General features: G+C 71.0%; 15 protein-coding genes and 1 riboswitch. Of the genes, 11 read left to right on the plus strand and 4 right to left on the minus strand.

Annotated features, from left to right (window positions below; all coding sequences use genetic code 11):
* Positions 1 to 129: 129 nt before the first annotated feature.
* Positions 130 to 1,377, minus strand: coding sequence for a citrate synthase (locus K7C20_RS27555; protein ID WP_053210044.1), 1,248 nt, complete (start codon positions 1,375 to 1,377; stop codon positions 130 to 132).
* 113 nt (positions 1,378 to 1,490) lie between these two features.
* Here K7C20_RS27555 and K7C20_RS27560 point away from each other — a divergent pair, with 113 nt between their 5' ends.
* Positions 1,491 to 2,660: a citrate synthase/methylcitrate synthase gene (locus K7C20_RS27560; RefSeq protein WP_053210045.1), complete on the plus strand. Its 1,170-nt coding sequence runs from the start codon at positions 1,491 to 1,493 to the stop codon at positions 2,658 to 2,660.
* 123 nt (positions 2,661 to 2,783) lie between these two features.
* On the plus strand, positions 2,784 to 3,908 hold the full coding sequence (locus K7C20_RS27565) for a CobW family GTP-binding protein (RefSeq protein WP_030078392.1): 1,125 nt from the start codon (positions 2,784 to 2,786) through the stop codon (positions 3,906 to 3,908).
* A gap of 61 nt (positions 3,909 to 3,969) precedes the next feature.
* Here K7C20_RS27565 and K7C20_RS27570 read toward each other — a convergent pair whose 3' ends face one another.
* Positions 3,970 to 6,417 carry a DNA gyrase/topoisomerase IV subunit A gene (locus K7C20_RS27570; RefSeq protein ID WP_053210046.1) on the minus strand — a complete coding sequence of 816 codons (2,448 nt, stop codon included), beginning with the start codon at positions 6,415 to 6,417 and terminating at the stop codon, positions 3,970 to 3,972.
* A gap of 298 nt (positions 6,418 to 6,715) precedes the next feature.
* On the opposite strand from K7C20_RS27570, the gene K7C20_RS27575 reads away from it, so the two are divergent.
* The 4 genes from K7C20_RS27575 to K7C20_RS27590 all read left to right on the plus strand — a co-directional run bounded on the left by K7C20_RS27575 (position 6,716) and on the right by K7C20_RS27590 (position 11,588).
* Entirely contained in the window at positions 6,716 to 8,056 is a 1,341-nt protein-coding gene (locus K7C20_RS27575) for a M16 family metallopeptidase (RefSeq protein ID WP_053210047.1), read from the plus strand.
* A 38-nt stretch (positions 8,057 to 8,094) separates the two neighbouring features.
* Positions 8,095 to 9,477, plus strand: a complete 1,383-nt coding sequence (locus K7C20_RS27580; protein WP_053210053.1) for a M16 family metallopeptidase — start codon at positions 8,095 to 8,097, stop codon at positions 9,475 to 9,477.
* Positions 9,478 to 9,686: 209 nt separating this feature from the next.
* A riboswitch (cyclic di-AMP (ydaO/yuaA leader) is annotated at positions 9,687 to 9,842 on the plus strand.
* A gap of 13 nt (positions 9,843 to 9,855) precedes the next feature.
* Positions 9,856 to 10,635: a M23 family metallopeptidase gene (locus tag K7C20_RS27585; RefSeq protein WP_030078404.1), complete on the plus strand. Its 780-nt coding sequence runs from the start codon at positions 9,856 to 9,858 to the stop codon at positions 10,633 to 10,635.
* Between the two features lie 263 nt (positions 10,636 to 10,898).
* Positions 10,899 to 11,588, plus strand: coding sequence for a GntR family transcriptional regulator (locus tag K7C20_RS27590; protein ID WP_030990507.1), 690 nt, complete (start codon positions 10,899 to 10,901; stop codon positions 11,586 to 11,588).
* 348 nt (positions 11,589 to 11,936) lie between these two features.
* On the opposite strand, the gene K7C20_RS27595 is transcribed toward K7C20_RS27590, so the two are convergent.
* Positions 11,937 to 12,218: an HPr family phosphocarrier protein gene (locus tag K7C20_RS27595; RefSeq protein WP_030990508.1), complete on the minus strand. Its 282-nt coding sequence runs from the start codon at positions 12,216 to 12,218 to the stop codon at positions 11,937 to 11,939.
* Between the two features lie 221 nt (positions 12,219 to 12,439).
* On the opposite strand from K7C20_RS27595, the gene K7C20_RS27600 reads away from it, so the two are divergent.
* The 4 genes from K7C20_RS27600 (at position 12,440) to K7C20_RS27615 (ending at position 18,051) form a co-directional block, all read left to right on the plus strand.
* Positions 12,440 to 15,493, plus strand: a complete 3,054-nt coding sequence (locus K7C20_RS27600; protein WP_030078410.1) for a bifunctional acetate--CoA ligase family protein/GNAT family N-acetyltransferase — start codon at positions 12,440 to 12,442, stop codon at positions 15,491 to 15,493.
* A 38-nt stretch (positions 15,494 to 15,531) separates the two neighbouring features.
* Positions 15,532 to 16,125, plus strand: a complete 594-nt coding sequence (locus tag K7C20_RS27605; protein WP_030078412.1) for a DUF5998 family protein — start codon at positions 15,532 to 15,534, stop codon at positions 16,123 to 16,125.
* Complete coding sequence (locus tag K7C20_RS27610) at positions 16,125 to 17,315, plus strand: alkaline phosphatase family protein (RefSeq protein WP_030078414.1); 1,191 nt, start codon at positions 16,125 to 16,127, stop codon at positions 17,313 to 17,315. Before K7C20_RS27605 ends, K7C20_RS27610 begins: the two co-directional genes overlap by 1 nt.
* A gap of 70 nt (positions 17,316 to 17,385) precedes the next feature.
* Complete coding sequence (locus K7C20_RS27615) at positions 17,386 to 18,051, plus strand: thymidine kinase (protein ID WP_030078416.1); 666 nt, start codon at positions 17,386 to 17,388, stop codon at positions 18,049 to 18,051.
* A gap of 106 nt (positions 18,052 to 18,157) precedes the next feature.
* Here the strand turns inward: K7C20_RS27615 and K7C20_RS27620 are convergent, their stop codons facing one another.
* Complete coding sequence (locus K7C20_RS27620; RefSeq protein WP_030078418.1) at positions 18,158 to 18,934, minus strand: VOC family protein; 777 nt, start codon at positions 18,932 to 18,934, stop codon at positions 18,158 to 18,160.
* Positions 18,935 to 19,183: 249 nt separating this feature from the next.
* Here K7C20_RS27620 and K7C20_RS27625 point away from each other — a divergent pair, with 249 nt between their 5' ends.
* Positions 19,184 to 20,023: a sulfurtransferase gene (locus K7C20_RS27625; protein WP_030078420.1), complete on the plus strand. Its 840-nt coding sequence runs from the start codon at positions 19,184 to 19,186 to the stop codon at positions 20,021 to 20,023.
* Positions 20,024 to 20,051 lie beyond the last annotated feature (28 nt).

The following is a 20,051-nucleotide window of genomic DNA, read 5'->3' on the forward strand; positions in this document are numbered from 1 at the left end:
AATGCTCCGCGGCGACGGCGAGTGCCCCGTGGTGTGAGGTTCGGCGACGTCCTCTGGACAGGCCTCATGGTGTGAGTGCGACCGGAGTGCCGGCTCCTCCCGAGCCGTCCCGTCCCCTAGCCCCTCCGGTCACGGCAGCGGCTGGGGTGGGCGGGGGCCGTAGTACTGGCCGCTGGGGCGCATGCGGAGGGGATGTTCGGCATATTCCTCCAGGGCGTGGGCGATCCAGCCGGCGGTGCGGGCGATCGCGAAGATTGTTTCACCTGCCTCGGCCGGCATGCCCGTCGAAACGGTCAGCACGGCCAGCGCCAGGTCGACGTTGGCGTGCAGCTCCGCGTGCCGGGCCGTGGTGCTGATCACTTGGCGGGCGGCCTGCAGGGCGGGGCGGGCCCGCGGTACGTCTTCGAGAAGTCGGAACAGGGCGCGGGCCCGCGGGTCCTCGCCCGGGTAGAGGCGGTGGCCGAGGCCCGGTACCCGGCGGCCGGCCCGCAGGTGGTCGGCGACAACGGCAGCCGCGCTACCCCGGTCGATTACCTCCAGCAGCATCCGGTGGGCGAGTCCGCTCGCCGCGCCGTGCAGCACACCGTCCAGCGCTCCGAAGCCGGCCGAGACGATCGCGTACGGATGGGCGCGGGCGGAGGCGGCGACCCGTACAGCGAAGGTCGAAGCGGCGAGGTCGTGGTCGATGAGCAGGACCAGTGCGGCGTCCAGAACGCGCAATGCTGCGCCGTCGGCCGGTTGCGAGGTCAGCCGCGACCAGAGGCGTGGGGCGAGGGCGTCGGCGGCGCGCTGGTTCGAGGCGCGCGACGGCAAGGCGTCGACAAGGGCTGGGATGAGGCTGCGGGCGGTACCGATGACGGTGTCCTCGGACAGGTCGAAGCGGAGCGGGTCGGCAGCCGCCGCGGCGATCACGGCCACTCGTAGCTGGTCCATCGGGCCGCTGTCGGTCGGCAGCGCCTCTACGGCGTGGTGGGCAGCCGACAGCGCGTCCTGCGGCGCCGTGAAGCGGATGCCTGGGTGCATCTCACCGGTCCACAGCCATGCGGCGACTTCCTCGTAGCTGTAGTGGGTGGCGAGTTCCGAGGTGTCCACGCCGCGGTAGTAACAGTGGTCTCGGTCGATCAGTGTGATGCTCGTGCGGACCGCCAACTCGCCGCTGGTGGCGGTCGGTTCGCGGCGGCCGGCGCGACGGGCGAGCGCCTCGATCTCCTTCGCGTCGAAGGTGCTGCCGCGGGTGCCCGCCTCGCGGCGGCTGCTCAACTGGCCGCGGCTGACATAGGCGTACACGGTCTCCGGCTTCACACCCAGCCGGTCGGCTGCCTCCCGGGTGCTCAGTCGCTGTCCGCCCGTGTCCTGCGCCGTGTCTCGATCCGCCATGGGGTCACCGTATCCAGGCTCATCCACATTGATTGAATCAATATTGACAATACTTGAGTCAAGCATAGACAGTCAGATCAATATTTGGGTGAGGAAGAGCGAGGAGAACAGCCATGCCGAGCGCCGAGGCGAACACACCGATCGACGCGCCCCGTGGGCTTGCGGGCGTCATCGTCACCGAGACCCAGCTGGGTGACGTCCGGGGCATCGAGGGCTTTTACCACTACCGCCAGTACTCCGCCGTCGAGCTGGCGACGGCCCGCACCTTCGAGGACGTCTGGTACCTGATGCTGCACGGCGAGCTGCCCGACGCGGCGCAGCTTGCTGCTTTCCGGACGGAGACCGCCGCTCTGCGTACGCTGCCGGCGGCCATACGTGACGCGCTGCCCGCACTCGCCCGTGCCGGTGCGCTCTCCGGCCCGCTCGCCGGGCTGCGCACTGCGCTCTCGCTGCTCGGTGCGACGGCCGGCTTCCGGCCGCTCTATGACATCGACGCCGACCGCCGTTGCGCCGATGCGCTCGCCGCCTGCGCCGCCGTACCGACCCTGATCACCGCGCTCCACCGGCTCGGCCAAGGACAGCAGCCCATCGAGCCTCGCGCGGATCTCGGTCACGCCGCCAACTACCTCTACATGCTCACCGGCGACGTGCCGGAGCCGGAACAGGTGCGGGCGATCGAGGCATATCTGATCTCCACCATCGACCACGGCTTCAATGCCTCGACCTTCACCGCACGGGTCATCGCCTCCACCGGCGCCGACCTCGCGGCCTGCCTCGTCGGTGCCGTCGGCGCGCTCTCCGGGCCGCTGCACGGCGGTGCGCCCAGCCGGGCCCTGGACATGCTCGACGCCATCGGCACACCCGACCGCATCGACCCCTGGATTCGTGACCGCGTCCTGAGCGGCGACCGGATCATGGGATTCGGTCACTCCGTCTACCGCACCGAGGACCCGCGCTCCCGGATGCTGCGCGGCATTGCCGAGCAGTTCGGTGGGCCGCTGGTGGAATTCGCCGTACAGGTGGAGGCGAGGGTCGAAGAGCTGCTGGCCGAGCTCAAGCCCGGCCGTGAGCTGCACATCAACGTGGAGCTCTACGCGGGCGTCGTCATGGAGCTGTGCGGGCTGCCGCGCGAGATGTTCACGCCCACGTTCTGCGCGGCCCGCGTGGTCGGCTGGAGCGCCAACATTCTGGAGCAGGCCGAGGACTCGAAGATCATTCGTCCCGCGGCCCGGTACGTCGGCCCGCCGCCGCCCCAGCCGCTGCCCGTCGTTGCGTCCCGCTAGCGCGGCAGGCCGTAGGCGGCGCGGGGCCCGAGCCGAGCCCGCGCCGCCGGCGGTCCGTTACGATCGACAGCTCGTCCGCCGCCGGTCCGCGCGGCCCGCCACCCGCACCATGGAGGCGCTCCCTTGGCCACGCAACAGATCCCGGTCGTCGTGCTCGCGGGCTTCCTCGGATCGGGCAAGACCACGCTCCTCAACCATCTGCTCGGAACCGGCGACGGCACCCGTATCGGCGCGATCGTCAATGACTTCGGCAGTATCGAGATCGACGCCATGACCGTCGCCGGCCAGGTGGACTCGATGGTCTCGCTCGGCAACGGCTGTCTGTGCTGCGCGGTCGACACCAGCGAACTGGACACCTACCTGGAGCGGCTCGCCCGCCCCGCCGCCCGTATCGACGTGATCGTCATCGAGGCCAGTGGACTGGCCGAGCCGCAGGAACTCATCCGCATGATCCTCGCCAGCGACAACGACCGGATCGTCTACGGCGGGCTGATCGAGGTCGTCGACGCCGCGGAGTTCGAGGACACCAGGATCCGGCACCCCGAACTGGACCGGCATGTGGGCATCGCCGACATCGTGGTGCTCAACAAGGCCGATCGCATCGGCGACGCGGCACGGCAGCACCTCATGGACACACTCGCGGACCTCGCTCCCGGCCGGCCCGTGATCTGCACGGCATACGGGCGGGTCGATCCCGAGCTGTTCTTCGACCGCGGGCCGGGGGACGACCACGACGCGGCCGTGCGCCAGCTGTCCTTCGAGGACCTGCTGCGTGATATCGCGGCGGACAAGGACCCCACACTCGGCTCGGACGACCACTGCGACCATCCTGACCCGTGCGGCCACCCCGACCACGCCCACCACGCGGGCCACCTCCACGCCGCCTACCAGAGCGTGGAGTTCACCTCCGCCGAGCCACTGCACCCGCGTCGCCTGATGGACTTCCTCGACAGCCGCCCGGCCGGCCTCTACCGCATCAAGGGCTTCGTCCACTTCGACGTACCGGAGAACCGCCAGAAGTTCACGGTGCATGCCGTCGGAGACTTCCTGCGCTTCTACCCCGCACCTTGGCCGAAGGACGAGGAGCGGTGCACCCAGCTCGTCATGATCGGCAGCGGTATCGATGCACCGGCCCTGCGCAAGGAGCTCGACAACTGCCGTGAGAGCGCACCGTCGGATGCCGATCAGAACAGCATGTGGGGCATCCTGCGGTACGTGGCCGCACGCGAGGAATCCGACCACGAGTGACGCCGTCGGGCCGGCTCTCCACCGGCCCGACGGCGTCACCCACCTCTGTCACCGCGCCTGATTACACCGGCCCGGCCATCGCCGCCACCGACTTCGTCAGCGGCACACCCGAGCCGTCCCGCCGGGGATCCACCTCCGGCAGCTCGACCGGGGAGCCCTTGGCATCCGCGGCCCGTACCGGAGCGGGCACGACCCACGCCTGGGTCAGAAGATCCTCACCCTTCAGGAACCGCTGGCACCGCACACCGCCCGTCGCCCGGCCCTTGCGCGGATACTGGTCGAACGGGGTGAGCTTGGCCGTCGCCACCGAGTCGTCCAGCGTGCCGTGCGAGCCGGCGACCGTGAACACCATGGCCTCGGAGGCCGGATCGACCGCGGCGAACGCAATCACCTTCACGCCCTCCCCCAGCTTGACGCCCGCCATACCGCCCGCGGGCCGGCCCTGCGGCCGGACCTGCGACGCCGGATAGCGCAGCAACTGGGCCTCGTTGGTGACGAAGACCAGGTCCTCCTCGCCGGTGCGCAGCTCGGCCGCGCCCACGATGCGGTCGCCGTCCTTGAGGGTGATGACCTCCAACTCTTCCTTGTTGGCGGGGTAGTCGGGCACCACCCGTTTGACGACGCCCTGCTCCGTGCCGAGCGCCAGGCCCGGCGAGGACTCGTCCAGCGTCGTCAGACAGATCAGCTCCTCGCCGTCCTCCAGCGTCAGGAATTCCGAGAGCTGCGCACCACCGGAGAGACTGGGCGCCGCCGCGGTCTCCGGGAGCTGCGGCAGGTCGATCACCGAGATCCGCAGCAGCCGGCCCAGGGACGTCACCGCCCCCACCTCGCCACGGGTCGTCGCCGGCACCGCCGAGACGATCACATCGTGCTTGACGCGCTTGGCGTCGACGTCGAAGGCCACATCCCCGGTGACCGTACGCGCCAGCAGGCCCGTGGAGGACAGCAGCACCCGGCACGGGTCGTCGGAGACCTCCAGCGGCACCGCGCCGACCGAGGTGCCCGCCGACTCCAGCAGGACCGTCCGCCGGTCCGTGCCGTACTTCTTCGCGACCGCGGCCAGCTCGCCGGAGACCAGCTTGCGCAGCTCGGCGTCCGAGTCCAGGATCCGCGTCAGCTTCTCGATCTCGTCCTGAAGCCGGTCACGCTCCGACTCCAGCTCGATACGGTCGAACTTGGTCAGACGGCGCAGCGGGGTGTCGAGGATGTACTGCGTCTGGATGTCGCTCAGCGAGAACCGCTCGATCAGCCGCTCCTTGGCCTGCGCGCTGTTGTCGCTGGAGCGGATGAGCCGGATCACCTCGTCGATGTCCACCAGGGCCGTCAGCAGGCCCTCGACCAGGTGGAGGCGGTCACGGGCCTTGCCGCGCCGGAACTCGCTGCGCCGGCGCACCACGTTGAAGCGGTGGTCGACATAGACCTCCAGCAGCTCCTTGAGGCCCAGCGTCAGCGGCTGGCCGTCCACCAGCGCGACGTTGTTGATGCCGAAGGACTCCTCCATCGGCGTGAGCTTGTACAGCTGCTCCAATACGGCCTCGGGGTTGAAGCCGTTCTTGATCTCGATCACCAGCCGCAGGCCGTGCGCACGATCCGTGAGGTCCTTGACGTCCGCGATGCCCTGGAGTTTCTTCGAGCCGACCAGATCCTTGATCTTCGAGATGACCTTCTCGGGGCCGACCGTGAACGGGAGTTCGGTGACGATCAGGCCCTTGCGGCGGGCGGTGACGTTCTCCACCGCGACCGTCGCACGGATCTTGAACGTGCCGCGGCCCTTCTCGTACGCGTCCCGTACGCCGCCGAGGCCCACGATCCGGCCGCCCGTGGGCAGATCGGGGCCCGGCACGAAGCGCATCAGGGTGTCGAGATCGGCGTTCGGATGCTTGATCAGATGGCGGGCGGCGGCGATGACCTCGCCGAGGTTGTGCGGCGGCATGTTCGTCGCCATACCGACCGCGATGCCGGACGCGCCGTTGACCAGGAGGTTCGGATAGGCGGCGGGGAGGGCGGCCGGTTCCTGCTCCTGGCCGTCGTAGTTCGGCGCGAAGTCGACGGTGTCCTCGTCGATGGACTCCGTCATCAGGGACGTCGCGGACGCCATCCGGCACTCGGTGTACCGCATCGCGGCCGGCGGGTCGTCATTGCCCAGCGAACCGAAGTTGCCGTGGCCGTCGACCAGCGGCAGCCGCATCGAGAACGGCTGCGCCATGCGCACCAGCGCGTCGTAGATGGACGCGTCGCCGTGCGGATGGAGCTTACCCATCACCTCACCGACGACGCGGGCGCACTTGACGTAGCCGCGGTCGGGCCGCAGCCCCATCTCGTTCATCTGGTACAGGATGCGGCGGTGCACGGGCTTGAGACCGTCGCGGGCGTCCGGCAGGGCGCGCGAGTAGATGACCGAATACGCGTACTCGAGGAAGGAACCCTGCATCTCGTCGACGACGTCGATGTCGAGGATCCTCTCCTCGAAGTCGTCCGGCGGCGGGGTCTTCGTGCTGCGGCGGGCCATCGCGGCTGCGGCTCCTTCTGCTGCGTCTACTGCCGAGGTCGGGGGCGACATCGGACCAACGGTCAACTGGCCGGGTCAACCAGCTGGCGATCGACCCGCGAGTATGTGTGAGTCTGACGCGGACCATTGTGGACCGCCCCACTGACAACGCCGACCGCGACTCCCCCCTTCGGCTCCTGCGGGGGCCGAGGGCGACGCACGTTCGGGGCCGGTCGCACGGGAACTTCGCCAGATGCCGATCCGCTTGCATACAGTGACAGAACTTCCTCGCAAGCGGATCGAAGGGACGTACATGCCCATGGGTCACACGGCCACAGAACAAGCCGGCTCCGGCGGCCTGACAGCGACCGAGCACCGGCTGGCAAATGGCCTGCGCGTGGTGCTCTCCGAAGACCACCTGACCCCGGTCGCAGCGGTCTGCCTGTGGTACGACGTCGGCTCCCGGCACGAGGTCAAGGGCCGTACGGGCCTGGCTCACCTCTTCGAGCACCTGATGTTCCAGGGCTCCGCTCAGGTGAAGGGCAACGGCCACTTCGAGCTGGTGCAGGGTGCCGGCGGTTCGCTCAACGGCACCACCAGCTTCGAGCGCACGAACTACTTCGAGACCATGCCCGCCCATGAGCTGGAGCTCGCGCTCTGGCTGGAGGCGGACCGGATGGGTTCGCTGCTGACCGCGCTCGACGACGACTCCATGGAGAACCAGCGCGACGTCGTCAAGAACGAGCGCCGCCAGCGCTACGACAACGTCCCCTACGGCACGGCCTTCGAGAAGCTGACGGCCATGGCGTACCCGGAGGGCCACCCGTACCACCACACACCCATCGGGTCGATGGCCGACCTGGACGCGGCCTCCCTGGAGGACGCGCGGGCGTTCTTCCGGACGTACTACGCGCCCAACAACGCCGTCCTGTCGATCGTCGGCGACATCGACCCCGAGCAGACGCTGACGTGGGTGGAGAAGTACTTCGGCTCGATCCCCGGGCACGACGGCAAGCAGCCGCCGCGCGACGGCACGCTGCCCGACGTCATCGGCGGCGAGCTGCGCGAGGTCGTCGAGGAGGATGTTCCCGCCCGGGCCCTGATGGCGGCCTACCGTCTGCCGCACGACGGCACCCGTGAGGCGGACGCCGCGGACCTCGCGCTGACCGTCCTGGGCGGCGGCGAGTCCTCCCGCCTGTACAACCGGCTGGTGCGGCGCGACCGCAGCGCCGTGGCGGCCGGCTTCGGGCTGCTGCGGCTGGCCGGCGCACCCTCGCTGGGCTGGCTGGACGTGAAGACGTCCGGCGGCGTGGAGGTTCCCGGCATCGAGCGCGCGGTCGACGAGGAGCTGGCCCGGTTCGCCGCCGAGGGCCCGACCCCGGAGGAGATGGAGCGGGCACAGGCCCAGCTGGAGCGCGAGTGGCTGGACCGGCTGGCCACGGTCAGCGGCCGCGCCGACGAACTGTGCCGCTTCGCCGTCCTGTTCGGCGACCCGCAGCTCGCGCTGAGCGCCGTGCAGCGTGTCCTGGACATCACCCCAGAGGAGGTGCAGGCGGTCGCCAAGGCCCGGCTGCGCCCCGACAACCGCGCGGTGCTCGTCTACGAGCCCACCGAGCCGACCGACGCCGCCGACACCGAGGAAGGGGAGGCGGACCAGTGAGCGACGCCACCACCCACGCCGATTCCCCCGTGAGCAGCATGGACTTTCACCCCCAGCCCCAGGGCGGCGCGCCCAGGCCGTGGGCCTTCCCGGCCCCCGACCGCAGCCAACTGCCCAACGGGCTCACGCTCCTGACCAGCAACCGCCCCGGCCAGCAGGTCGTCGCCGTCGAGATCAACCTCGTCGCTCCGCTGGACGCCGAGCCCGAGGGCCTGGACGGTGTCGCCACGATCATGGCGCGCGCCCTGTCCGAGGGCACCGACAAGCACGACGCCGAGGAGTTCGCCGCCGAGCTGGAACGCTGTGGCGCCACACTGGACGCACACGCCGACCACCCCGGTGTACGGGTGTCCCTCGAAGTGCCGGCGTCCCGGCTGCACCGCGCGCTCGGCCTGCTCGCCGACGCGCTGCGCGCGCCCGCCTTCCCGGAGAGCGAGATCGAGCGGCTGGTGCGCAACCGTCTCGACGAGATCCCGCACGAGCTCGCCAACCCGGCCCGGCGCGCCGCGATGGCGCTGTCCAAGGAGCTGTTCCCGGCCACATCCCGGATGTCGCGGCCGCGCCAGGGCACCGAGGAGACCGTCGGACGCGTCGACGCCGCGGCTGTCCGCGCCTTCTACGACGCCCATGTACGGCCCGCCACGGCCACCGCGGTCATCGTCGGTGACTTCACCGGCATCGACCTGGACGCCGCGCTCGCCGACACCCTCGGCGCCTGGAGCGGCTCGACGGCCGAGCCGCTGAAGGCCTCGCCGATCGTCGCCGACGACACCGGCCGCGTGGTGATCGTGGACCGCCCCGGTGCCGTCCAGACGCAGCTGCTCATCGGCCGTATCGGTGCCGACCGGCACGACCGGGTGTGGCCCGCGCAGGTGCTCGGCACGTACTGCCTGGGCGGCACCCTCACCTCCCGTCTGGACCGCGTTCTGCGGGAGGAGAAGGGCTACACCTACGGGGTGCGCGCCTTCGGCCAGGTGCTCCGCTCCACCGCCCCCACCTCTCCCGAGGGGGCCACGGGCGCCTCGCTGCTCGCCATCAGCGGCTCGGTGGACACCGCCTCCACCGTCCCGGCCCTGGAGGACCTGTGGAAGGTGTTGCGCACCCTCGCGGCAGAGGGGCTGACGGACGACGAGAGGGACGTCGCCGTACAGAACCTCGTCGGGGTGGCGCCGCTGAAGTACGAGACCGCGGCAGCCGTTGCGGGCACCCTCGCCGACCAGGTGGAACAGCACCTGCCCGACGACTTCCAGGCGCAGTTGTACGTCCGTCTCGCGGAGACCGGCACGGTCGAGGCGACGGCGGCGGCGGTCAACGCCTTCCCCATGGACCGGCTGGTGACAGTCCTGGTGGGCGATGCGGCGCAGATCGCCGAGCCCATCAAGGCGCTGGGCATCGGTGAGGTGACGGTCGTCAGCGGTTAGCCCCGCCATATGACGGAAGGTCATATATCGACAAAGCGGCTCCCGTGGCGTTCGCGCCACGGGAGCCGCTGTATGTCCGGTTTATCGCGGCTGGCGCCACGGTTCTTGTGGCATCCCGCACAAAAAAGCGGTTCTGTTTGCCGATTGAAAGTTGCCCCGTTTAGCGTCGGTCCGGCTGTTCGTCACAAGTCCGCCACAACAGTGGCACCGGGCAGTCATCGCCGAGTCCCCGTACGGCGCGAGCCAGGGGAGCCGGGGACCCAGTGTCCCTTGGGGTGAATCGGACTCCCCTCCGGAGGAGTCCGTAGGAGACCTTCCTGCTCCGAACCCGTCAGCTAACCCGGTAGGCGAGAAGGAAGGAAAGGACAAGCCAGCCACATGGCGTTCATCCGTGCCACCGGGAAGCACCGTCGTGCGAACCGCCCCGCTCGAACGACCCGCAACATCGCCGGCATAGCCACCCTCGCGGCCGGCGGCGTTGTCGCCTCCGTGGCCTCGCCGGCGCTGGCAGCCACGGACGAGGCGCGCACCCACGACACCGGTCTGCAGCGGGCCGTCGTGCTGGGCGACGAGCTCGCCAACCACGTCGAGGCCCAGGCCGACGCGCAGCAGGCAGAGGCCGAGGCCGCGGCGGCGAAGGCCAAGGCCGAGGCCGTGGCCAAGAAGCAGGCCGAAGAGGCCAGGCAGCGCGTCGAGGCCGCCCGCAAGGCCAAGGAGCGCGCCGCCCGTGAGGCGGAGCGCAAGCGCCTCAACACCTTTGTCGCCCCCGTCGCGGACTCCTACGTCTCCACCTCGTACAAGGCCTCCAGCGGCCTGTGGTCCTCGGGCAGCCACACCGGTATCGACTTCCACGCCGCCTCCGGCACCAGCGTCCACGCGGTCGGCGCGGGCACCGTCGTCGAGGCCGGCTGGGGCGGTGCGTACGGCAACAACATCGTGATCAAGATGAACGACGGCACGTACACCCAGTACGGTCACCTGTCGTCGCTCGGCGTTTCGGTCGGCCAGCACGTCACCCCGGGCCAGCAGATCGGCCTCTCCGGCTCCACCGGCAACACCACCGGCCCGCACCTGCACTTCGAAGCCCGTACCGGCGCCGACTACGGCTCGGACATCGATCCGGTCGCCTACCTGCGCTCGCACGGCGTCAACGCCTGATCTCCCGCCTCGCCCGGCCGCGCGCCTCGCAGGGCCCGCGTCGCACCGCGCATCCGTCGGAAGCCCCGGCCACACGGCCGGGGCTTCGGCGTTATCCGGCGTGCGGTGTGCGTGCGCCGCATGGGCCGGCGACCCGCGTCTGCTGGCCAAAAAATATCCATGAATAACCGGAGTCCTTCGGAAAAGCCGTTCCGGTCGAATAGAGTCACGGAAAAGTCGCCGACCGGCGGCGTTTCCAGGGGATTACGGCGGAGGCACGGAAGATGCGAGGCCATATTTCCGCGCATGCGGTGTGCACGGCGATTCGCGACGACATTGTCTCCGGTGCGCTGGCGCCGGGGAGCCGGCTGATCGAGGAGATCCTGGCGGCCCGGTACGGCGTCTCCAGAGTGCCGGTCCGTGAAGCGCTGCGCACCCTGCAGTCCGAAGGGTTTGTCACCACCCGCCACCACGCAGGCGCCTGTGTCGCCGAGCCCACCGAGCAGGAGGCCGCCGATCTCCTCGCCGTCCGCGCCCTGTTGGAGCCGCTGGGGGCCGCTCGTGCGGCAGCCCGCCGCAGCCCGGCGCACCTCAAGGTGCTCCGTGGCCTGGTACGGCTCGGCCGCGAGCGGGCCCGTCACGGCAACCCCGCCGATCTGCGCCAACTGGACGGCTGGTTCCACGAGACGCTGGCCCAGGCGGCCGGCAGCCCCAGCCTGACGGCGTTGCTCACCCAGCTGCGGCGCAAGATCGAGTGGATGTACGTGGTGGAACTGCCGGCCCGGGCCGGGGAGTCGTGGGACGAACACGGTGCGGTGCTGGACGCGGTGGCCCGGGGGGACGCGGAACGGGCCCGCGCCCTGATGGCGGCTCATGTCGAGCGCTCGCTCCCGGTGTACCGGCTGCGGCGCCCCGCCAAGACGGAAGTGAGGGATCCGAAACCACGCGTCAACACGGCGCGCGCCCGCCCTTAACAATGGCCCCGTATACAAAGAAGCGCGAATATTCCTCCGGCAGCCGGGGCGGCTTCCCCTTTTTGGTCCGCCTTCAGCCCGAATTCCGCTGCCTATTTTTCGGCACGTGGGACAGGGAGGAATGCGCGCTAATTCTTGCGCATAGCGCATTGCGCATGCCGGGCCGCCCGGAATTCCAGCTCCTCATGCGGTAATGCGTACGGTGCATGCAGTGAGCGCGTGTATCGATATCCCGGCCACAGGCACAGCGACCGGATCCCGGCACACGGAAACGGCCCCGCCGCGGCAACCGGTCACCGGTCACCGGTCGCCGCGGCGGGGCCGCCGCATGCGGAGGTCCTGGCGGACTCAGACGGTCTCGGGGAGCTCCTCGAGACCCTCGGCGACGAGCTTGGCCAGGCGGTCGAGTGCCTCCTCGGCGCCCTCGGCGTCGGAGGCCAGCACGATCTCCTCGCCGCCCTGGGCGCCCAGACCCAGGACCGCGAGCATGGAGGCCGCGTTGACGGGGTTGCCATCAGCCTTGGCGATCGTCATCGGGACGCCGGAGGCGGTGGCCGCACGGACGAAGATCGACGCGGGGCGGGCGTGCAGGCCCTCGGCCCAACCGACATTGACGCGGCGCTCAGCCATGGTGTTGCCCTTCAAAGTCGTGACTGTTGTCTAGACCAGTCTCTCACGCTGCCGGAAGTGCTCCGCAGCCCTGAGGCCTGGCCTTTTGCGGTTATTGGTCCCCCAACGGAGGCTCGGCAGACCGGGCCGGTCCGTATGTCCCTACGACCGCGCCGGACTGCCCCGCACCCGAGCGTACGCGCGCGGCGCCGGTTGTCGGCGCCCGGTCGTACCCTGTCGGCATGCAGAAGCCGCCGGACCACGCATACCCGACCCACTGGGAAGCCGACGTGGTGCTGCGTGACGGCGGCACGGCACGGATCCGCCCCATCACCCCGGATGACGCCGAGCGGCTGGTCTCCTTCTACGAACAGGTCTCGGACGAGTCGAAGTACTACCGCTTCTTCGCGCCCTACCCGCGCCTGTCCGACCGCGATGTACACCGCTTCACCCACCACGACTACGTCGACCGGGTCGGGCTCGCCGCCCTCGTCGGCGGCGAGTTCATCGCCACCGTCCGCTACGACCGGATCAACGACCAGGGGCTGCCCGCCAAGAACCCCGAGGACGACCAGGCCGAGGTCGCCTTCCTCGTCCAGGACGCCCACCAGGGCCGCGGTGTCGCCTCTGCCCTCCTGGAGCACATCGCGGCCGTCGCCCGCGAGCGCGGCATCCGCCGGTTCGCCGCCGAGGTGCTCCCCGCGAACTCCAAGATGATCAAGGTGTTCACGGACGCGGGCTACACCCAGAAGCGCACCTTCGAAGACGGTGTGGTCCGTCTGGAGTTCGACCTGGAGCCGACCGAGCAGTCCATGGCCGTGATGCGCGGCCGTGAGCAGCGCGCCGAGGCCCGCTCCGTGCAGCGGCTGCTCGCCCCGGGCTCGGTCGCCGTCATCGGTGCCGGTCGTACCCCCGGCGGCGTCGGCCGCACCGCCCTGCGCAGCCTCCTGGACTCCGGTTTCACGGGCCGTGTGCACGCCGTCAACCACGCCTTCCCCGAAGACATGCCGCGGCTGCATCCCGAAGACGTGCCTGCCGTCCGCGCCCTGCGGGAGATTCCCGACCCGGTCGACCTCGCCGTCATCGCCGTCCCCGCGGACCACGTCCCCGACGTGGTCCGCGACTGCGGTGAACACGGCGTCCAGGGCGTGCTGATCCTGTCGTCCGGTTACGCCGAGGCGGGCCAGGACGGCCGGGAGCGGCAGCGCGCCCTGCTCCGCCAGGCCCGCTCGTACGGCATGCGGCTCGTCGGGCCCAACGCCTTCGGGCTGATCAACACCGCCCCCGACGTCCGGCTGAACGCCTCCCTCGCACCCCAGATGCCCGGCGCCGGCCACATCGGCCTGTTCACCCAGTCCGGTGCCATCGGCATCGCCCTGCTCAGCGGACTGCATGCGCGCGGCCCCGGTGACGGCGGTATCGCCGGCATCTCCGCCTTCGTCTCGGCCGGCAACCGCGCCGACGTCTCCGGCAACGACCTGCTCCAGTACTGGTACGACGACCCGGACACCGACGTCGTGATCCTGTATCTGGAGTCCATCGGCAACCCCCGCAAATTCGCCCGGCTCGCCCGTCGCACCGCCGCCGTCAAACCGGTCGTGGTCGCCAAGGGGGCCCGGCACAACGGCACCGCCCCGCCCGGCCACGCCGTGCCCACGGTCCGTGTCCCCGACAGCACCGTCGCCGCCCTGATGCGCCAGGCCGGCGTGATCCGCGTCGACACGGTCACCGAGCTGATCGACGCCGGTCTGCTGCTGGCCTCCCAGCCACTGCCGGCCGGTCCGCGCATCGCCATCCTCGGCAACTCCGAGTCGCTGGCGCTGCTCGCGTACGACGCCTGTCTGACCGAGGGCCTGCGCCCGCAGCGCCCCCATGTACTGCCCTCGGCCGCCACACCCGACGACTTCCGGGCCGCGCTCGCCGAGGCGCTGTCCGGCGACGGCTGCGATGCCGTGGTCGTCACGGCCATCCCCTGGGTGGGGGAGGGGGCCGCCGTCTCCCCGGCCGACAGCGAGGGCGCCGCGCTCGCGGCTGCGCTGCGTACCGCGGCCGCGGCGCATCCGGAGAAGCCGGTCACGGTCGTCCACCTCGCCATGGACGATCTCGCCGAGGCACTCGCGGCACCGGAACCGACACCGACACTGGACCCAGGACCGGACCCAGGACGGGGACCAGAGCCGGCAACGGCACAATCGCCCGGACCCGCATCCCCTGCCGGCGACGAGTCGGCACGCCCCGCGGACCCGGCTTCCGTGCCTGCCGGGACCTCACAGGTCCCGCAGGCACCGCACAGCCCCCCGAACCGCCCACGCCCCCTGGTTCCCCCCGGCCCGCCGCCCACCCTCTCCGGACGGCAGCAGGCCCCGGCCCGCGACGCCGAGGCCAACACCCCGCCCCGGCCTCGCCGTGCCCCCCTCCGTATCCCCGCCTACCCCGCCGCCGAGCGCGCCGTGCGCTCCCTCGCCGAGGCCGTCCGCTACGCCGCCTGGCGCCGGGAGGCCGCCGAACCGGGCCGGGTGCCCGAGTACGACGACATCCAGGAGGCGGCGGCCGGCGCCGACATCGAGCGCCTCCTCGGGCGGCTGACCCCCGACGCCCCCACGGGCCGCTCCGTCCCGGTGCCGCCCCAGGACGCCGAGGCCCTGCTCGCCCGCTACGGCATCCACACCCGCCCCGTCCTCCCGGCCCCCGACCCGGACACCGCCGTCCGCGCCGCCGCCCGCCTCGGCTACCCGGTGGCCCTCAAGACCACCGCACCCCATCTACGCCACCGCGCCGACCTCGGCGGGGTCCGTCTCGACATCGCCGGCGAGGCCGAACTTCGCCGTACATACTCCGAATTGACCGATTTCCTGGGCTCCCCGGAGGAGCTGCGTCCGGTCGTCCAGTCGATGGTGCCGCGCGGCGTCGACACGGTCATCCGTGCCGCCATCGACCCCGCCGCCGGTGCCGTCCTCTCCTTCGGCCTGGCCGGGGCGCCCTCCCAGCTGCTCGGCGACATCGCCCACCGCCTCATCCCCGCCACCGACCGCGACGTCATCGAACAGATCCGCTCGATCCGCGCCGCCCCGCTGCTGTTCGGCTGGCGCGGCTCCCAGCCCGTGGACACCGCGGCGCTTTCGGAGCTGCTGCTGCGCGTCTCCCGGCTGGTCGACGACCACCCCGAGGTCGTCGGCGTCGACCTCGAACCGGTCGTCGTCGCCGCACACGGCCTCTCCGTACTGGGGGCGACCGTGCGTCTGGCCCCCGCCCCTGCCACCACTGACCTCGGCCCCCGCCGGCTGCCCGTCTACTGAGGCTCTCGCGGCCCGGTACGCCCCGTAAGATGGACCCCATGGCTAAGACCGGTACGACGACCCAGGGGCTGCGCGCGGCGATCGAGCGCAGCGGCTATTACCCGACGCTCGTGGCCGAGGCGGTGCAGGCCGCGGTCGGCGGTGAGCCCGTGGTGTCGTACCTCGTCCATCAGGAGACGACCTTCGACGCCAACGAGGTCCGCCGCCATGTCACGGTCCTGGTCCTGACCGGCACCCGCTTCATCGTCAGCCACACCGACGAGCAGGCGGCCGACGCCACCTCCCCGTCGCCGTACGCCACCACCTCCACCGAATCCGTGAAGCTGAGCCGGATCTCCTCTGTGGTGCTCAGCCGGGTGGTCGCCAACCCCGAGTCGTACACCCCGGGCCAGCTGCCCCGTGAGGTCGTGCTCACCATCGGCTGGGGCGCGGTCGCCCGCCTGGACCTGGAGCCCGCCGCCTGCGGCGACCCCAACTGCGAGGCGGACCACGGCTATACGGGCTCCTCCACCGCCGACGACCTCTCGCTGCGGGTCAGCGAGGCCGGTGATGGCCCGGACTCGGTGCGCGAGACGCTCACCTTCGCCCAGGCGCTCTCCGAGGCCACCGCGGCCACCCCCAGCCCCCGCTGATGGTCCACATCGCCCCCGCCTGGCCGGAACCCGAACCGCTCGACCCGCTCAGCGCCCCCGTACCCCGGTACGGCACCGGCTCGCTCGCCGATCTGCTGCCCACCATCACCACGGGGCTGGGGATGACCGGCCTCGCCACCACGATGGAACTGGCCCCCGCCGACCGGGCCTGCGTCTTCCTGATCGACGGCCTCGGCTGGGAGCTGCTGCGCGCCCACCCGGAGGAGGCGCCGTTTCTCACCTCCCTCCTGGGCACGTCGTTCAACGGCAGCGGCCGCCCGCTTACCGCGGGCTTCCCCTCCACCACCGCCACCTCCCTCGCCTCGGTCGGCACCGGCCTGCCGCCGGGCGCCCACGGCCTGCCCGGATACACCTGCGAGGACCCGGCCACCGGCGCCCTGATGAACCAGCTGCGCTGGTATCCGTGGACCGACCCGTATGCCTGGCAGCCGTATCCGACGGTCTTCCAGCGCGCGGACGCCGCCGGGATCCACACCTGCCAGGTCTCCGCACCGAACTTCCAGCACACCCCGCTCACCCAGGTCGCGCTCAGCGGCGGTACGTTCCACGGCCGGCTCTCCGGCGAGGAGCGGATGGACCTGGCCGCCGAGCAGCTCGCCGCCGGCGACCGTTCGCTGGTCTACACCTACTACTCCGAGGTCGACGGCAAGGGACACCGCTACGGCGTCAACTCCGACGCCTGGCGCGGCCAGTTGATGTACGTCGACCGGCTCGCCCAGCGGCTGGCCGAACAGCTGCCGCCGCGCAGCGCCCTCTACATCACCGCCGACCACGGCATGATCGACATCCCCTTCGACCCCGATTCCCGGATCGACTTCGACGAGGACTGGGAACTGCGCGCCGGCGTACGCCTGTTGGGCGGCGAGGGCCGGGCCCGGCACGTCTACGCCCACCCGGGCGCGGCCGCCGATGTGCTCGCCGTCTGGCGCGAGGTGGTCGGTGAGCAGATGTGGGTGGCGAGCCGCGAAGAGGCCATCGCCGCGGGGTGGTTCGGACCGCAGGTCGACGACCGGGTGCGTGCCCGGATCGGCGATGTCGTGGCGGCCGCGCACGCCGACATGGTGATCATCGCGACCGAACGAGAGCCCCGTGAGTCGGAGATGGTCGGCATGCACGGTTCGATGACCCCGGTGGAGCAGCTGGTGCCGCTCCTGGAAGTCCGCACCTGACCTGCACTGCCCGCCGTCCGCACGCCGCCCCGCCCTCCTCCGTACGAGCCTGAAAGGCCCGCAACTTCCCATGCCCGAGCTGGTGTTCTTCTCCGGAACGATGGACTGCGGAAAGTCGACACTTGCTCTGCAGATCGAGCACAACCGCTCCTCCCGCGGACTGCAAGGCATGATCTACAGCCGCAACGACCGGGCCGGCCGCGGCAAGCTCTCCTCCCGCCTCGGCCTGGTCACCGAGGCCGTCGAGGCGGCGCACGACATGGACTTCTACACGCATGCGGTCGGCCACCTCTCCTCCGGCGGCCGGGTCGACTACGTCATCGTCGACGAGGCACAGTTCCTCGCCCCCGGACAGGTCGACCAGCTCGCCCGCGTCGTCGACGACCTCGAACTGGACGTCTTCGCCTTCGGTATCACCACCGACTTCCGCAGCAAGCTCTTCCCCGGCTCCCAGCGCCTGGTCGAACTGGCCGACCGGATAGAGGTGTTGCAGGTCGAGGCGCTGTGCTGGTGCGGCGCCCGCGCGACGCACAATGCCCGTACGGTCGACGGGCGCATGGTCGTCGAGGGCGCCCAGGTCGTGGTCGGCGATGTCGTCGGCGATGTGGACAGCCCCTACGCCGAGGTCGGCTACGAGGTGCTGTGCCGGCGTCACCACCGCCGCCGTCAGACCTCGGCGGCCACCCGCGCGGCGGCGCTCTCCCCGGACGTACTGCCGGTCGACAGCGCGAAGTAGGCCCGGCCACCGGGCGGCGTCAGGGCCGCTCGTACGGCCGTGACCGGGTGTGGCTCACCGGCACGGCGGCCACCGTGGACGGGGCAGCGCCTGGTGTGACCGTCCCTCAGCTCCGCTGGATGATCGTGAAGGCGGCACCCTCGCTGTCGGTGACCGTCGCCAGCCGGCCGTGCGCGGAGTCCCGGGCGGGATGCAGCACATGTCCGCCCAGCTGGGTGACCCGGCGGGCCGCCGCGTCCGTGTCGGTGACGGCGAAGTACGTCATCCAGTGGGAGCCCCGGTCGCGCGGCAGGGAGTTGCCCACGCCATGGATGCCGGCCACCGGGTGGTCCTTGAGATGCAGCGTCAGATAGTCGAAGTCGGCCGAGACCACGGGCTCCGCCTCATAGCCGAAGACATGCTCGTAGAACGGCAGGACGGAGCTGGTGTCCCTGGTGACCAGCTCGTTCCATGCCGGGGTGCCCGGCTCCCCGGTGATCGTGGTGCCCATCATCGACCTGCCCTGCCAGATGCCGAAGATCGCGCCCTGCGGGTCGGAGGCGATCGCCATCCGCCCCGCGTCGTCGTCCGCATCCAGCGGCCCGACGCCCACCGTCCCACCGCAGGAACGGATCTGCTCGGCCGTCGCATCCGTGTCGTCGCTGGCCAGATAGGTGGTCCAGGCGACCGGAAGATGGCGGTCGGGCGCCAGCTCGCCGACCCCGGCGACTTCCCGGTCGTCGAGGAAAGCCCGGGCGTACGGACCGAAATGCTGCGGTCCCGGGCGGAACTCCCAGCCGAACAGCGCGCCGTAGAATTCCTGCGTCGCGGACAGGCTGTGGGCCAGGAGGCTCACCCAGCAGGGCGCGCCGTGCATCCGCCGGGTCGCTGCCTCGGTCGTCATTGTCACTCTCTCCTCGGAGCATCGGGTGCTGACCATGTGCGCCACGGGCGCGGGTCCCGAGCAGATGCTCGCACCCTGTGACCTGGCGCGCGCCCCGGCCGCGCCGTCCATGGCTCGTTCGCGAGGGAGAATGCCCGTTTTGACGTTTCCCATCCGTTCCAGAGGTGTTACTGGAGGGTGTAACTGCGTCATACGGAGGGTGGACACCCACCTTCTGTACGTAGTCGTCGCTACGCAAGGATGAGTCCCATGAATGCCATCATCACCGCTACCGAACTCGCGAGCGAGTTGGCGCAGCCCACCGCGCCGGTGCTCCTGGACGTCCGCTACCAACTCGGTGGCCCGCCCGGTCGTCCCGTGTACGAGGCCGGCCATGTGCCCGGCGCGGTCTACGTCGATCTCGAGAGCGAGCTCGCCTCGCCTCCCGGTCCGGGCGGCCGGCACCCGCTCCCCGACCTCGACGTCTTCGCCGACGCCATGCGGGCCGCCGGTGTCCGTACGGACCGCCCCGTGGTCGCCTACGACGGCGGCCAGGGCTGGGCGGCCGCCCGCGCCTGGTGGCTGCTGCGCTGGACCGGTCACCCGGACGTGCGTGTCCTGGATGGTGGTCTCGCCGCCTGGCAGGCGTCCGGCGGCGAGCTGAGCGTCGATCAACCGGTTCCCCAGGCAGGTGACTTCACCCCGGTACCCGGCGGGCTGCCGCTGCTGCGGGCCGATGACGCGGCCGCCCTGGCCCGCCGTGGAGTCCTGCTGGACGCACGGGCCGCCGAGCGCTACCGCGGTGAGGTCGAACCCATCGACAAGGTCGCCGGCCACATCCCGGGCGCCGTGTCCGCCCCGACGACCGAGAACGTCGTCGAGGGCGGCACCGTCTTCCGCGACGCGTCGGAACTGGCCAAGCGCTTCGCGTCGCTGGGCGCCACGGCGGACGCGGAGGTCGGTGTGTACTGCGGCTCCGGGGTCTCCGCCGCCCAGCAGGTGCTTGCCCTCGCGGTCGCGGGTGTCCCCGCCGCCCTGTACGTCGGCTCCTGGAGCGAGTGGTCGGCCGACCCGTCCCGTCCGGTCGCCACCGGCCCGCAGCCCGGCTGAGCCCCCGCCGGGCCCCGTGACGGGGTGT

The sequence above is a fragment of the Streptomyces decoyicus genome, from assembly GCF_019880305.1.
GTDB lineage: Bacteria > Actinomycetota > Actinomycetes > Streptomycetales > Streptomycetaceae > Streptomyces > Streptomyces decoyicus.